General features: G+C 65.8%; 12 protein-coding genes and 1 riboswitch. Of the genes, 6 read left to right on the top strand and 6 right to left on the bottom strand.

The window, feature by feature from the left end; all coding sequences use genetic code 11:
• The first annotated feature begins 42 nt into the window (after positions 1–42).
• Positions 43–2151, top strand: a complete 2109-nt coding sequence (locus tag G7079_RS04210; protein WP_166055857.1) for an EAL domain-containing protein — start codon at positions 43–45, stop codon at positions 2149–2151.
• Between the two features lie 9 nt (positions 2152–2160).
• Here the strand turns inward: G7079_RS04210 and G7079_RS04205 are convergent, their stop codons facing one another.
• The 3 genes from G7079_RS04205 to G7079_RS04195 are packed head-to-tail and all read right to left on the bottom strand — an operon-like array spanning position 2161 to position 5491.
• Positions 2161–3249 carry a homoserine dehydrogenase gene (locus G7079_RS04205; protein ID WP_166055856.1) on the bottom strand — a complete coding sequence of 363 codons (1089 nt, stop codon included), beginning with the start codon at positions 3247–3249 and terminating at the stop codon, positions 2161–2163.
• Positions 3246–4460, bottom strand: coding sequence for an O-succinylhomoserine (thiol)-lyase (locus tag G7079_RS04200; RefSeq protein WP_166055854.1), 1215 nt, complete (start codon positions 4458–4460; stop codon positions 3246–3248). The genes G7079_RS04205 and G7079_RS04200 overlap by 4 nt, the downstream gene beginning before the upstream one ends.
• On the bottom strand, positions 4457–5491 hold the full coding sequence (locus G7079_RS04195; RefSeq protein WP_166057829.1) for a homoserine O-succinyltransferase: 1035 nt from the start codon (positions 5489–5491) through the stop codon (positions 4457–4459). The genes G7079_RS04200 and G7079_RS04195 overlap by 4 nt, the downstream gene beginning before the upstream one ends.
• Before the next feature lie 160 nt (positions 5492–5651).
• A riboswitch (SAM riboswitch) is annotated at positions 5652–5783 on the bottom strand.
• A gap of 184 nt (positions 5784–5967) precedes the next feature.
• On the opposite strand from G7079_RS04195, the gene G7079_RS04190 reads away from it, so the two are divergent.
• The 3 genes from G7079_RS04190 (at position 5968) to G7079_RS04180 (ending at position 9117) form a co-directional block, all read left to right on the top strand.
• Positions 5968–6705, top strand: coding sequence for a M23 family metallopeptidase (locus G7079_RS04190; RefSeq protein ID WP_166055852.1), 738 nt, complete (start codon positions 5968–5970; stop codon positions 6703–6705).
• Between the two features lie 81 nt (positions 6706–6786).
• Complete coding sequence (locus G7079_RS04185; RefSeq protein WP_166055850.1) at positions 6787–8406, top strand: peptide chain release factor 3; 1620 nt, start codon at positions 6787–6789, stop codon at positions 8404–8406.
• Between the two features lie 51 nt (positions 8407–8457).
• The gene (locus tag G7079_RS04180) at positions 8458–9117 is read left to right on the top strand and encodes a hemolysin III family protein (RefSeq protein WP_166055848.1); all 660 of its coding nucleotides are present in this window, start codon (positions 8458–8460) and stop codon (positions 9115–9117) included.
• Positions 9118–9134: 17 nt separating this feature from the next.
• Here G7079_RS04180 and G7079_RS04175 read toward each other — a convergent pair whose 3' ends face one another.
• The 3 genes from G7079_RS04175 to mtgA are packed head-to-tail and all read right to left on the bottom strand — an operon-like array spanning position 9135 to position 11347.
• A complete protein-coding gene (locus tag G7079_RS04175) occupies positions 9135–9563 on the bottom strand; it encodes a CBS domain-containing protein (RefSeq protein WP_166055846.1) in 429 nt (142 codons plus the stop codon).
• Positions 9523–10563, bottom strand: a complete 1041-nt coding sequence (locus G7079_RS04170; RefSeq protein WP_166055844.1) for a glycosyltransferase family 2 protein — start codon at positions 10561–10563, stop codon at positions 9523–9525. The genes G7079_RS04175 and G7079_RS04170 overlap by 41 nt, the downstream gene beginning before the upstream one ends.
• 19 nt (positions 10564–10582) lie before the next feature.
• Entirely contained in the window at positions 10583–11347 is a 765-nt protein-coding gene (gene mtgA / locus G7079_RS04165) for a monofunctional biosynthetic peptidoglycan transglycosylase (protein ID WP_166055842.1), read from the bottom strand.
• A 108-nt stretch (positions 11348–11455) separates the two neighbouring features.
• Between mtgA and G7079_RS04160 the strand changes: the two genes are divergently transcribed.
• Together G7079_RS04160 and G7079_RS04155 are read left to right on the top strand one after the other, a co-directional pair.
• Positions 11456–12355 (top strand): Hsp33 family molecular chaperone HslO, encoded by a 900-nt coding sequence (locus G7079_RS04160; RefSeq protein WP_166055840.1) that lies wholly within the window; start codon positions 11456–11458, stop codon positions 12353–12355.
• A 168-nt stretch (positions 12356–12523) separates the two neighbouring features.
• Complete coding sequence (locus G7079_RS04155) at positions 12524–13381, top strand: hypothetical protein (RefSeq protein ID WP_166055838.1); 858 nt, start codon at positions 12524–12526, stop codon at positions 13379–13381.
• Positions 13382–13399: the final 18 nt, after the last annotated feature.

Below are 13399 nucleotides of genomic sequence, written 5' to 3'. Positions count from 1 at the left end.
ACCGGCCTGTATTTCGCCGGGGCGGTGATCGCGGTGTTTTAGGTGATCGCGGTGTTTTACCTGCGTACCCCGACCGACGTCACCCTGTTCTGGCCAGCCGCCGGCATCGGCTTCGCTGCAGTCATCCGCTACGGACTGGTGGAGGTGCTGATCATCCCGGCGGCGTTATTGCTGCTGCACCTGTTCGTGCTGCCGGTACCACCGCTCTTCCTGGCCTATTCGCTGGTCAGCAACACCCTGGCTACGCTGGTGGCTGGCTGGTACGTGCGTCGCAGCCGCCAGCACGAGCGCCGCATCCACTTGCGTACCAGCGACGGCTTCATGCTGCTGCGCGGTGGCGTGCTGCTGAGCCTGGTCAGCGCAACGCTCGGCAGCGTCGGCATGCTTCATTCCGGGATGACCCCGTCTGCCGACATCCCGCGGGTGTTCGTGCAATGGGCGCTGGGCGACCTGCTGGGCGTGACCTGTCTTGAACCGCTGCTGATCTACCTGCTCTACCAGAAGCAGGACATTCCCACGACCAGGATCGTCAACCGTCTCGAACTGCTCGCCTGGTGCGTGTTGGTGGTGTTGATGCTGGGGCTGGTCTACCTGACCGGCAAACTGGGCAGCCAGTATCCGCTCGCCCTGGCCAGCCTGCCGCTGGGTCTGCTGCTGTGGTCTGCGGTGCGATATCCGCCGCTGATCACCCTGGTCGGCACGTCGCTCGTGATCATCTGCGTCAGCGCAATGACGGGACTGGGCGTCGGCGGCCTGGATCGCCCGCAAACCGTGCATGACGGCGTGCTGCTGATGGCGATGCTGGTGATGTATTCGATCATCCCCGTGTTGCTGCTGGCTTCCAGGCACGAGCACGAGTACGCCACTGCGGCGCTGCACCAGCGCGCGACCCAGGACACCCTGACCGGACTGCTCAACCGCGACGCCTTCGAGGAACAGGCGCGCACGCTGCTGGCCGAGGGCAAAGCCACGCTGACCCTACTCTACGTCGATCTCGACCACTTCAAGCTGGTCAACGACTCCGCCAGCCACGTGGCCGGCGACGAAATGATCCGCGGCGTGGCGGCACTGTTCCGCGAGGAGTTCGGCGGCGGCGCCTTGATCGCGCGCACCGGCGGCGACGAATTCGCGGTGCTGGCGACGCTCGACGAACGCGCCGCCAGTACCCGCGCACGACGCTTGCTGGCAGCCATCGAAAAACTGCGCGTGGCCTGGCAGGGGCAGAATTTGGGAACCACGGCGAGCATCGGCATGGCGACCAGCCAGCCACCGCACCAGGCTTTCGACGAATTGCTGTCGCAGACCGACGCCGCCTGCTTCGCGGCAAAGGAACTCGGCGGCAATCGCTCGTTCGCTGCTGCATCCAATCCGGACGAAATCCGCCAGCGCACGCGCGCGATGCATACCGCCAACGCCGCGCGCGAGGCCCTGGACCAGCGCCGCTTCGCGCTGTGGTGCCAACCGATCGTCGACCTGCGCGACCCCGGGCCGCGACAGTCGCATTTCGAAGTGCTGGTACGCTGGTTCGATACCGACGGAAAGCTGCGTCCGCCCGCGGAACTGGTCGCCGCCGCCGAACGCTACCGGCTCGGCCCGCGGCTGGATCGCTACGTGCTGGATGCCACGCTGGAATGGCTGGAACAGCACCCGGAAGCCGCCGCGCGGGTCGAGCAATGCAGTATCAACGTCGGCGGCACCACACTGGTCGACGAGGACTTCGGCGATTACGTCTCCGCACGCCTGCGCCGCAGCCCGTTGCGCGCCGAGCAGCTGTGCCTGGAAATCACCGAAACCAGCGTAGTGCGCGACATGACCCGCGCGCGCGGCTTCATCGGCCGCATGCGCGATCTTGGTTGCCGCTTCGCGCTGGACGACTTCGGCACCGGTTTCTGTTCGTTCGGCTACCTGCGCGACCTCGACGTGGACTACCTGAAGATCGACGGCAGCTTCGTGCGCGACCTAGACAATGCCGGGCTGTCGGAATCGGTGGTGCGTTCGATTACCGAGATCGCGCACGTGCTGGGCAAGCGCGCCGTCGCCGAGCAGGCCGAAACCGAGTTGCAGCTGCGCCAGCTGCGCGATATCGGCGTGGACTACGCACAGGGCTACGTCTTCCAGCGGCCGCGGCCGATCGAGGATTTCTTCTCCTGAAGAAAATCCTCAGGCCCCACGCGTGATGCGCAAGGCATCGTCCAGCAGCGCGGCTGCGGTGACGCCAGCCCCTGCACCAGGCCCCTGGATCACCAAAGGCTGTACGCTGTAGCGATCCGACCAGATTGCCACCCGATTGTCGGTGCCGGTACCACCGGCCAACGGGTGATCGGCGGCCAACGATTCAAGCCCCACCGTAGCCAGTCCTCCAGCTTGTAATCGCGCAATGAAGCGCAACTTCTCGCCATTCTTGTATGCCGCCGCATAGCGCTCCCGCAGCGGTGCGTCCAGCGATGGCAGCGCCTCGTCGACGTCGTCCTGTGCAAGCGCGGCGAGCGCGGGCGGCACCAGCGAATCGACCTGCACGGAATCGGTTTCCAGCATATGACCAGCCGCGCGCGACAGGATCAACAGTTTGCGGCGGACATCTGCACCGGAAAGATCGTCGCGCGGATCCGGCTCGGTGTAGCCGGCATCGCGCGCGGCACGAACGAACGTGGAAAACCGGCGCTTGCCATCGTAGTGGTTGAACAACCACGCCAATGAACCGGAGAGCACGCCAGCGATGGCATGGATGCGATCTCCACCCGCTTGCAATTCGTGCAGGGTGCGCAGTAACGGCAATCCCGCACCAACAGTGGCACTATCGCCATAGTGCGTATTGCCGCGCACGCGCGAAAACTGGATCCCGCGCCAACGCGCAAGGGATTCGCCCTGCCCCAGCTTGCAGGCAGTCACCACGTGGATCCCGCCGGCTAGCCACTGCGCATGACGCTCCGCCACCACTTCGGAGGCAGTGGCATCGATCACGATACGCGTACCCGCGCCAGACAGGACGTCATCCACCGCATCCAGCGAGCTCTCGTCTGGCGAATTCCATAGCAGCAGATCGCGCGTATCAGCCGGAATACCATTGTGGTTGCTGATCGCGAAGCGCGAATTCGCCACGTGCACCAGCGACAATCGGCCGTGGAGCGGCGTGTCTGCCCAAGATGCCAGCCGCGCCCAAACGGCGCTGCCGACGGTGCCGGTGCCGAGCAGCGCCACCCGTGCCTGGCGCTGGCCGTAGCCTCGCAGCGGAGTAATGCACGCACTCATCGCACGACCTTGCGCGGACAGCTTTCAACATCCTGCGCACGTTGCAACGCAGCGCGCAGGTCGGCGACCAGGTCGTCGGCATGTTCGATACCCACCGACAGCCGCAGCAGGCCGTCGGAGATGCCGGCGGCGGCGCGCGCCTCGGGGCTCATCGCTGCATGGGTCATGGTTGCCGGATGCGCCACCAGGCTTTCCACGCCACCCAGCGATTCGGCCAGGGTGAAGTACTGCAGGCCTTCGACGAAGGCGCGAACTTCCGCTTCGCCGCCTTCCAGCTCCACGCTGAGCATCGCGCCGAAGCCATGCTGCTGGCGCGCAGCCAGCGCGTGGCCCGGATGCGACGCCAACCCCGGGTAGTGCAATGCGCGCACCGCCGGATGACCGTCGAGCAGCTCGACCAGCGCCTGCGTGTTTTCCTGGTGCACGCGCAGGCGCGCGTCCAGCGTGCGCAGGCCGCGCAAGGTGAGGAAGCTGTCGAACGGCGAACCGGTGATGCCCAGGCAATTCGCCCACCACGCCAGCAGCTCGTGCTGCACCGCGTCCTTGGCGATCACCGCGCCGCCGACCACGTCGCTGTGGCCGTTGATGTACTTGGTGGTGGAATGCACCACGATATCGGCATCGAAATCGGCGATCGGGCGCTGCAGCGCCGGCGACAGGAAGGTGTTGTCGACCAGCGCCAGCGCGCCGGCCTTGTGCGCAGCCTCGATCACGAAGCGCAGGTCGGTGATGCGCAGCAGCGGATTCGAAGGGGTCTCGATCCACACCAGCGTCGGCGCATGCTCCAGCGCCTCCGCCAGCGCACGCGGATCGGTGAGGTCGCAAGTGATCAGGTCGAAGGCGTTCTTCTTCGCCAATGCGTTGAACAACCGCCAGCTGCCGCCATAGCAATCGTGCGGCACCACCAGCTTGTCGCCGGGCTGCAGCAGCGCGTTCAACACCAGGGTGATCGCGGCCATGCCGGTGGAGGTGATCACGCCGCCGGCACCGCCTTCCAGATCTGCCAGCGCTTCGCCAAGCAGGTCGCGGGTGGGATTGCCGCTTCGCGTGTAGTCGTATTGGCGCTTCTCGGCAAACCCGGTGAAGCTGAAGTTGCTCGACAGCACCAGTGGTGGCGTCACCGCACCGAAGGCGGTATCGCGGTCGATGCCGGCCCTGACGGCGCGCGTCGCGCGGTGGCTGACGGCGGATTCGTTCGGGGCCAGGCTCATACGGAAACTCCAATAGTGTCGGTGCTGAAATTGAGAGGAAATTCGGGTGCTGCCTTCGGGCGAAGCTCGGCGGCGAGGAAGGCATCGATGCGGTCGGTTTCCTTGAGGAAGGCGTCGTGGCCGTACTGCGAACGCAACACGCGCAGGCGGCCGTTGAGGCCAAGCCCTTCGACCAGCGAGACCGCATCGGACAGCGGCACCAGGCGGTCGCCTTCGACTGCGATCACCAGCGTCGGCACCGCGACATGCACCGGATCGACTTCGTGCAGGTCGATCGATTCGGACAGGCGCAACCAGGCGGTGGCGGGAATGCGGGCGACGAACTTGGCGCCGGCGGCGTCGAGGTAGTCTTCGGCGGCAACGCGTACGTGACCGTTGTTCAAGGTCGGCGCGGTGGCGAAGCGCTCGCCGAATTCCTCCGGCGTTCGGTAGCTCAGCATCGCGAACTGGCGCGCTAGCGACAGCCCCTGTTCGTCCGCGCATTGCAGCTGGCCCAGCGCAACCGCCTTGCGCTGCAGCGCGCGCCACGCGGACGCATACGGATGCGGGCGATGCACGCCACTCACCGCAACCAATTTGCGCAAACGCTGCGGATGCCGCGCGGCCAATTGCAAGCCGACCAGCGCGCCGTACGAATAGCCGACGAAGGCTTCCAGCGCGTCGATGCCGAGCGCATCCAGCAGCAGTGCCACCGCATCGGCCTGGTCTGCGGTGTCGATCGGCGCATCGATGCCGCCACAAGCGCCGACGTAATCGAAGGCGAGGATGCGCAGCTTAGATGGATCCAGCGTGCGCGCGTCGCCGATCAGGCCTTCGGCCCAGCCATTGCCGCCATCAAGCGCATTCGCGGCGAGGTGCTTGTGCGCCGAAATCCCGCCGGCGACGAACACCACCGGCGCATCGGGGGAACCGACCAGTTCGTAGTTCAGGCGCAGCTTGCGGGTGCCGGCGTGGCGGGTGGCGAGCACGGCATCGATACTGCCGCGACGTGCATGATCCGCATCGGAGCCGACCGTTTGCCCACCACGCATCGCCTTCCCGGCATGGGGAGGGAATGGAAAGGCGGCTTCGGTGCGTTCGGCAAGGCTCACGGCAGGGCTCCGATGGGGGCAGTGCCATCGGTTCTTGCGGGGATGCCGGAAAGGCCGACTCGCGTCGGCGGATGCGAAGCCTGCACGCCGCGCAGGATCGCAACCATCTTCCGGTGGACGCCCAGGTCCCCGCAGGATTTGGCACCGCGAGGGAGCAGGCTGCGTTCGCAGCGCGCTCCATCAGGTTGCCCCGGCGTCTTCGGGCCTGTCCCTCAGCCGGTCTCGATGGATGCAGCGAGTCTGCGCATGCGTCCCCGTTATGTCAATCGCTTTATCCGGATGAAGCGATTAAATAACCAATCGTCATGAGGCTGGCAACGGCCCGCTTCGGTGATACTCCTGCGATGCACGCATCCGCTGTCCGTCATTGGCTTTGCAGGGCAACCCTGCTCACACTTCTCCTGGCCACCAGCGCCTTGACCGCCTCGGAGGCAAGCCATGACGGCGCGCGACTGCGGATCGAGCCCGCCGACGGCGAGTACCTGGCCTATGCCGACAACCGCCTTGCCGGCCCCATCGAAGTGCTGTTGCGCGCGCGGCAACCCGGCATCGCCAGCGATCCACCGCTGCCGGCCCGGGCCACGGTGCTTGCGTACGACAGCACCCTGGTCGCACGTTTGCGCCCACCTAGCGGCGGTATCGGCACCATGCAATTGAGCCTGACCGTGATCCCGGGGCACCCGGGCGCCCGCCCGCGGGACGTGGAATACCAACTGCCGCTGCGCCAGCCTGGTGTCCGCATCGACCAAGGGTTCACCGGCGCTTTCAGCCATGACGATGAAGAGAACCGGTACGCGCTGGATTTCGCGGCGGACGTCGACACGCCAGTACTGGCGGCACGGGCCGGCATCATCATGCAGACCGAATCCGGGTTCCTCGGTTCCGGGCAGCAACGCGATGGCTTTGGCCACCGCGCCAACTTCGTGCGCATCCTGCACGACGACGGCAGCATGGCGGTTTATGCGCACCTCAAGACTGATGGCGTGCAAGTGCGCAGCGGCCAGCAGGTCGAGGCCGGCCAACAGATCGGCCTGTCCGGCAACACCGGCTTCAGCACCGGCCCGCACCTGCATTTTTCCGTGCAGGTGAACCGCGGCATGCACCTGGTTTCGATTCCGTTCCGCATGCGCGGTGTGGCGATGCCGAAGCGGTAGCCCGGGACGCGGCGGCGCCGGCGCGCCGGTATAATTCCCCCTTCCCTTCGACCCGATGACGCGCATCAGCGCGGCGCCCCCATGTCCGTTGCTCCCAGCCAAGACGTTTCCCTCGAAGCCGCGCGCCGCCGCACCTTCGCCATCATTTCCCACCCCGACGCCGGCAAGACCACGCTGACCGAAAAGCTTCTGCTGTTCGGTGGCGCGATCCAGATGGCCGGTTCGGTGAAGGGACGCAAGGCCGCGCGACACGCCACCTCCGACTGGATGGCGCTGGAAAAGGAACGCGGCATCTCGGTCACGTCCTCGGTGATGCAGTTCCCGTACGAGGACCGCATCGTCAACCTGCTGGATACGCCCGGCCACGCCGACTTCGGCGAGGACACCTACCGCGTGCTGACCGCGGTGGATAGCGCACTGATGGTGATCGACGTCGCCAAGGGCGTCGAGGAACGCACGATCAAGCTGATGGAAGTGTGCCGCCTGCGCGACACGCCGATCATGACCTTCATCAACAAGCTGGATCGCGAAGGCAAGGATCCGATCGAACTGCTGGACGAAATCGAGTCCGTGCTGAATATCCAGTGCGCGCCGGTGACCTGGCCGATCGGCATGGGCCAGCGATTGAAGGGCGTCGTCCACCTCGTCACCGGTGAAGTGCACCTGTACGAACCCGGCCGCAACTTCACCCGCCAGGATTCGACGATCTTCCCCTCGCTGGATGCCCCCGGCGTGGAGGAACGCATCGGCGCGGACATGCTGGCCGAACTGCGCGACCAGCTGGAACTGGTGCAGGGCGCCAGCCATCCGTTCGATCGCGAGGCCTACCTCGCCGGCCAGCAGTCGCCGGTGTTCTTCGGCTCCGGCGTCAACAACTTCGGCGTACAGCCACTGCTGGATTTCTTCGTCGAGCACGCGCCCCCGCCGCGCGCGCATGCGACCACCACGCGCGAAGTGGAAGCCGACGAAGCCAAGCTCACCGGCTTCGTGTTCAAGATCCAGGCCAACATGGATCCGATGCACCGCGACCGCGTGGCGTTCATGCGCGTGTGCTCCGGCAAGTTCGAGGCCGGCATGAAGGCCTACCACCCGCGCACCGGCAAGGAATTGAAGCTGGCGAACGCGCTGACCTTCATGGCCAGCGACCGCGAGATTGCGGAGTCCGCGTATCCCGGCGACGTCATTGGCATCCACAACCACGGCACCATTTCGATCGGCGACACCTTCACCGAAGGCGAGAAGATCAGCTTCACCGGCATCCCCAACTTCGCCCCGGAACTGTTCCGCCGCGCGCGCCTGCGCGATCCGCTCAAGCTCAAGCAATTGCAGAAGGGCCTGGCGCAGCTCAGCGAAGAAGGCGCCACGCAGTTCTTCCGCCCGCTGATGAGCAACGACCTGATCCTGGGCGCGGTCGGCGTGCTGCAGTTCGACGTGGTCGCCTACCGCCTGAAGGACGAATACGGCGTGGAAGCCACGTTCGAACAAGTCGCCGTGGCCACCGCGCGCTGGATCAAGTGCGACGACGCCAAGAAGCTGGAAGAGTTCCGCGAAAAGAACGCGATGAACCTGGCGCTGGATGCCGCCGGCCACCTGGTCTACCTGGCGCCCACCCGCGTCAACCTGCAGCTGGCGCAGGAGCGTTCGCCGGGTGTGGAGTTCCTTGCCACCCGCGAGCATGCGCAGGCGGTGGACATTTCTTGACCAGGCCGGATCGAGAGCATTTGCTCCACCCGCCACGGCGATGCTGCGGGCATGCCTGACCCCGCGCCCGCAGCACCAGTCATCGACCTGCGCGAAGAACTCGCCAGCGCATTGACCCATGGGCTGGGCGCGACCGCGGCGCTGGCCGGGGGCGCGGTGCTGATCACGCTGGCGGCGTTGTATGGCGACGGCTGGCAATTGGCCGGGGCGATCGTGTTCGGCATCGCCCTCTTGATGCTCTACGTCGCATCCACCCTGTACCACTCGATCCAGCATCCGGTCGCCAAGGGCCGGCTCAAGGTCTTCGATCATTGCGCGATCTACGTCTTGATCGCCGGCACCTATACGCCCTTCACCCTGGTCGGCCTGCGCGGGCCGGTGGGCTGGTGGCTGTTCGCCGCGATCTGGGTGCTGGCGCTGGGTGGCGTGGTGTTCAAGCTGTTCTACACCGGGCGATTCAAGCGCCTGTCGACGCTGATCTACGTGGCGATGGGTTGGCTGATCGTGGTCGCGGCCAAGCCGATGCTGGCCGCACTCGACGCGTGGACGCTAGGTTGGCTGCTGGCCGGCGGCCTGTTCTACACGCTGGGCACCGTGTTCTACCACCGCCCGCAGATGCGCTACTCGCACGCGGTCTGGCATCTGTTCGTGCTCGGCGGCAGCCTCTGCCACTACATCGCGGTGATGGCGCAGGTGTTGCCGCGGCACTGAGCCCGCGACGCAACCAGTCAGGACGCGATATAGCGCTGCAGGTGGTCGAGTTCCTGCTTCTGCTCCGCGATCACCGCCTTCACCAGGTCGCCGATCGACACCACGCCGATTACCTGCCCGCCTTCGACCACCGGCAAATGGCGGATACGTCCATCGGTGACCAGTTGCATACAGTGTTCGGTGGAATCCTGCGGGCCGACGCTGATGACCTCCGCGGTCATGATGTCGCGCACCGGCGTGTCCTTCGACGAACGCCCCTGCAGCACGACCTTCCGCGCGTAATCCCGTTCGGACAGGATGCCGGCCAGACGCGGGCCTTCCATCACCAGCAATGCGCCGATGCGGCGCTCCGCCATCAGCCGGATCGCGTCGATCACCGGCGCGTCGGGCACGATCGAGAAAACGTCAGCGGACTTGGTTTCCAGCAGTTGCCGCACCGTGCGCATGGCTTGCTCCTTGCAGGTTCGATTGCTGTGCCGAGGATACTCCGGTCGCGGGCTGCCAGCTGTCGACGAGGTACAGCGGCCGCTGCTTGGATTCCTCGTAGAGCCGGCCGAGGTATTCGCCGATCAGGCCCAGCGCAACCAGTTGCGTGCCGCCCAGGAACAGGATCACCGCCATCATGGTGGGCCAGCCGGCCACCGGATCGCCCCACAGCAAGGCCTTGGTGATGATCCACGCGCCATAGAGGAAGGCGACGAAGGCGGTGAGCACGCCGAGGTAAGTCGCCGCACGCAGCGGCGCGGTACTGAAGCTGGTCACGCCTTCCAGCGCGAAGTTCCACAACTTCCAGAAACCGAACTTGCTGCGCCCGGCCAGGCGCGGTTCGCGGTGATAAGGGATCGCCACCTGGTTGAAACCGATCCAGCCAAACAGCCCCTTCATGAAACGGTGGCGTTCGCGCAGCTCGCGCAATGCCGCCAGTGCGCGCGGCGAAAGCAGGCGGAAATCACCGGTATCGCGCGGGATCGGCGTCTTCGACAAGCGGCCCATCACCCGATAGAAGCCGTGCGCGGTAGCGCGCTTGAGCCAGCCCTCGCCATCGCGTTCGAGGCGGGTGCCATGCACGTCATCGAAACCCTCGCGCCACTTGGCGATGAACTGCGGCAGCAGCTCCGGCGGGTCCTGGCCATCGGCATCCAGGATCAAGGCCGCGCCACGCTCGATGCGATCCAGCCCGGCGGTGAGCGCGGCCTCCTTGCCGAAATTGCGCGACAAGCGCAGCAGACCAATGCGTGGATCGCGCGCGGCGAGTCCACGCAACACATCCCAAGTCCCGTCGCGGCTGCCATCATCGACATAGAGCACGCGCGCTTGCAGACCTTCGCCCTCGGCAAGGTCCAGCGCGGCCGTGATGCGTGGCTGCAGGGCCGGCAACGCGTCTGCCTCGTTGTAGGCGGCGATCACCAGGGTCAGGCAGTCGTGTTCCGGCGCGGTGCGATGCATGTGGGGATGGTAAGCCAGCTTAGTCCAGGCTGCGCAGGTAGGCGTCGCCACCCATGTAGCGCATCTGTCGCTGGATCGCATTGGTGCGGCGTTGCACGTACGGACCGGGGCGTGCCGCGTTGTAGCGTTTCGGACTGGGCAGCACCGCCGCCAATCGCGCCGCTTCGACAGCCGAGAGGTTCGATGCATCCTTGCGGAAGAAGCTGCGTGCCGCCGCCTGCGCACCGTAGATACCATCGCCGAACTCGGCGATGTTGGCGTACACCTCGATGATGCGTCGTTTCGGCCACAGCACTTCGATCAGCGCGGTGTACCAGACCTCCAGCCCCTTGCGCGCCCAACGGGTGACGCCGCTACCCTGCCACAGGAACAGGTTCTTGGCGGTCTGCTGGCTGATGGTGCTGGCCCCGCGCAGCCGGCGGACCGGCTTGCCGCGCTTTTCGGCGCGCTCGATCATCTTCTCGTTATGCGCCTGCGCCTTCTCGATGGCGGCGAAATCGAAGCCGTTGTGTTTCGCGAAGTTCTGGTCTTCGGACGCCACCAGCGCCAACGGCAGATTCGGTGAGATCTTGTCGAGGTCGCGCCAATCGTGGGCAATCCGGAACTTGAAGTCGCCATCCATCGCCGCGTCCAGCTGGCGCGCGGCCATGAACATCGAAAAGGGCGGGTCGATGAAACGCAACACCAACACCTGCAACACGCTGAAAACAACGAAGGCCAGCGGCACCTTCCACAGCCACGTGCGCCAGCGCCGGCGGCGTGGCGGCGCCACGACTTCGTTCATGCGTGCATCGCCTTGCGAACCATCCCGTTACGCCCCATATCGTCGATCATCCCCATCTCAGCCCTCGCAGCACATTATCCGCAGGCCGGGCGACTTACGGTATTCGATATGACCCAGACCCACGACACCCAGCTTCGATTCCTGTTGCCCACCGCCGGCGTGCGCGGCGTTGCGGTGCGATTGGACGACACCTGGCAAACCATGGCCGCGCGCGCGCTCTATCCGCCGGCGGTGGCCGAACTACTGGGCGAAGCCACCGCCGCCGCCGCGCTGTTCACTGGCCACGCCAAGATCGATGGCCGCCTGTCGGTGCAACTGCGCAGCCAAGGTGCCCTGCGCACTTTGTTCGCCGAATGCACCGCTGTCGGGACGCTGCGTGGCATCGCCCAGTTCGACGAAGACGCGCCGGCGCCATCACGCGACCTGCGCGCACTCGGCGCGGACGCCATGCTGGCCATCACCATCGAAAACCCATCGCTAGGCGGCCGCGACCCGATCCGCTACCAGGGCCTGGTCGAACTGGATGCCGACAACCTCGGCGAAGCCTTCGAAGGCTATTTCCGCCAGTCCGAGCAATTGCCTACCCGCCTGCTGCTGGCCTGCGATGGCAAGCGCTCGGCCGGGTTGATGCTGCAGAAGCTGCCGGGCGATGGTGGCGACGATGACGGCTGGAACCGAGCGAGCGCCTTGTTCGAAACCCTGGGCAGCGAGGAATTGCTGGCGCTGCCGCCGGCCGAGCTCATCCACCGCCTGTTCCACGAGGAATCACCCGAAGCGATGGGCGAGAAGCCTTTGCGATTCGCCTGTTCCTGCTCGCGCGAGCGGGTGGCGGCGATGCTGGTCTCGCTCGGCACCGACGAAGCCGCGGCGGCCGTCGAATCCGGCGGTGGTGAGGCGCAAGTGCGCTGCGAATTCTGCGGGCAGGACTACCGCTTCGGCGAGGACGAGATCGCCAGCCTGTTCCGCGAAGCCGCGGCCCAATTGCCGGCCGCACCGGGCATCCAGTGACCACCAGGCAGACGGACGTTGCCTTCTGTACGCACCCCCAGAGATGCATCCACCCCTTGCGGCGTATTCATCCACCCCTTGCGGCGTATTGTTAAGGAATCATAAATCGACTAGACTCGGGTGACGTGGAGAAGGAACTTCGTCGCTAACGGTTTGTCCATCAAACACATGCTTACGCGCCTGACGCCCATTGCCGCTGCCGCACTCGCTCTGGCCTTCGCCAGCGGTGCCGTGCACGCGCAATCCAAAGCCAAGCGCGATTCCGCCGTGGTGCCGGTGTTGAACAAGGACAGCGGCAAGCTGGAAGCCGTGCTGCTGCTGGAACCGGCCACCACCGGCACCGGCGCGGGTGCGCGCTGGCGCTTCGGCAGCACGACCCTGGAAGCGACTTACGGCGTTCAGGCCGGCGATTCGCTGGCGTTGGTCTGCGATCGCCAGAGCGGCATCGCCTCCGCCATCGGCCAACTCGCGGACAACTGCGTGATGGCAACCTTGAACGGCAACATGGCCGGCAATGCCAGCCGCCACAGCAGCGTCGGCGCCAACATCAGCCGCGGTGGCAGCAAGTTGGGCGTGTCGATTGGCAATGGTCGCGACATCCTGCCCGCATGGCTGTCGCCGAACCAGTCGTCTGGCAAAGTCGAGTCCAGCGATTTCTCGCTGATGGCCGAAAAACAGATCGGCCGCAAAGGCGTGGTCAGCGTTGGCGGTACCGTCGCCCGCGCCACCTTGGTGCCTGTGGCCGATGTCCCGCAGTACGCAGACCAATGGAACACCCGCAGCCTGAGCGTCGGCGGCGGCTTCGGCGCATTCACCGCCAATATCGTCGGCCGCGTGGTCAATGTCCCCGGCGAAAGCAACGTCTGGAAGGGCCTGGGCCTGGGCCTGACCTGGCACACGCCGTGGAGCGGCCAGCTCAGTGTTGGCGCCGACAACGTGGTGACGCGCGGCAAGAACCCGTTCTCGGCCGGCAACCAGGGCGACGAAGGCACGGTACCCTACGTGCGCTACCAGCAGGATCTGTAACCGGGATCGGTTCGGTGA

Origin of the sequence: Thermomonas sp. HDW16 (assembly GCF_011302915.1) — a bacterium.
In the GTDB taxonomy this organism is placed as follows: Bacteria; Pseudomonadota; Gammaproteobacteria; order Xanthomonadales; family Xanthomonadaceae; genus Thermomonas.
Note: the sequence above shows the minus strand (reverse complement) of the source record. Positions and strands in the feature narration are given on the sequence as shown.

Bases quoted from the DNA above. Each gene is read 5' to 3' on its own strand.
- G7079_RS04205 (WP_166055856.1), bottom strand. From the start codon at position 3,249: ATGAGTGCGTGCATTACTCCGCTGCGAGGCTACGGCCAGCGCCAGGCA.
- G7079_RS04200 (WP_166055854.1), bottom strand. From the start codon at position 4,460: ATGAGCCTGGCCCCGAACGAATCCGCCGTCAGCCACCGCGCGACGCGC.
- G7079_RS04195 (WP_166057829.1), bottom strand. From the start codon at position 5,491: ATGCGTGGTGGGCAAACGGTCGGCTCCGATGCGGATCATGCACGTCGC.
- G7079_RS04185 (WP_166055850.1), top strand. From the start codon at position 6,787: ATGTCCGTTGCTCCCAGCCAAGACGTTTCCCTCGAAGCCGCGCGCCGC.
- G7079_RS04180 (WP_166055848.1), top strand. From the start codon at position 8,458: ATGCCTGACCCCGCGCCCGCAGCACCAGTCATCGACCTGCGCGAAGAA.
- G7079_RS04175 (WP_166055846.1), bottom strand. From the start codon at position 9,563: ATGCGCACGGTGCGGCAACTGCTGGAAACCAAGTCCGCTGACGTTTTC.
- G7079_RS04170 (WP_166055844.1), bottom strand. From the start codon at position 10,563: ATGCATCGCACCGCGCCGGAACACGACTGCCTGACCCTGGTGATCGCC.
- mtgA (WP_166055842.1), bottom strand. From the start codon at position 11,347: ATGAACGAAGTCGTGGCGCCGCCACGCCGCCGGCGCTGGCGCACGTGG.
- G7079_RS04160 (WP_166055840.1), top strand. From the start codon at position 11,456: ATGACCCAGACCCACGACACCCAGCTTCGATTCCTGTTGCCCACCGCC.
- G7079_RS04155 (WP_166055838.1), top strand. From the start codon at position 12,524: ATGCTTACGCGCCTGACGCCCATTGCCGCTGCCGCACTCGCTCTGGCC.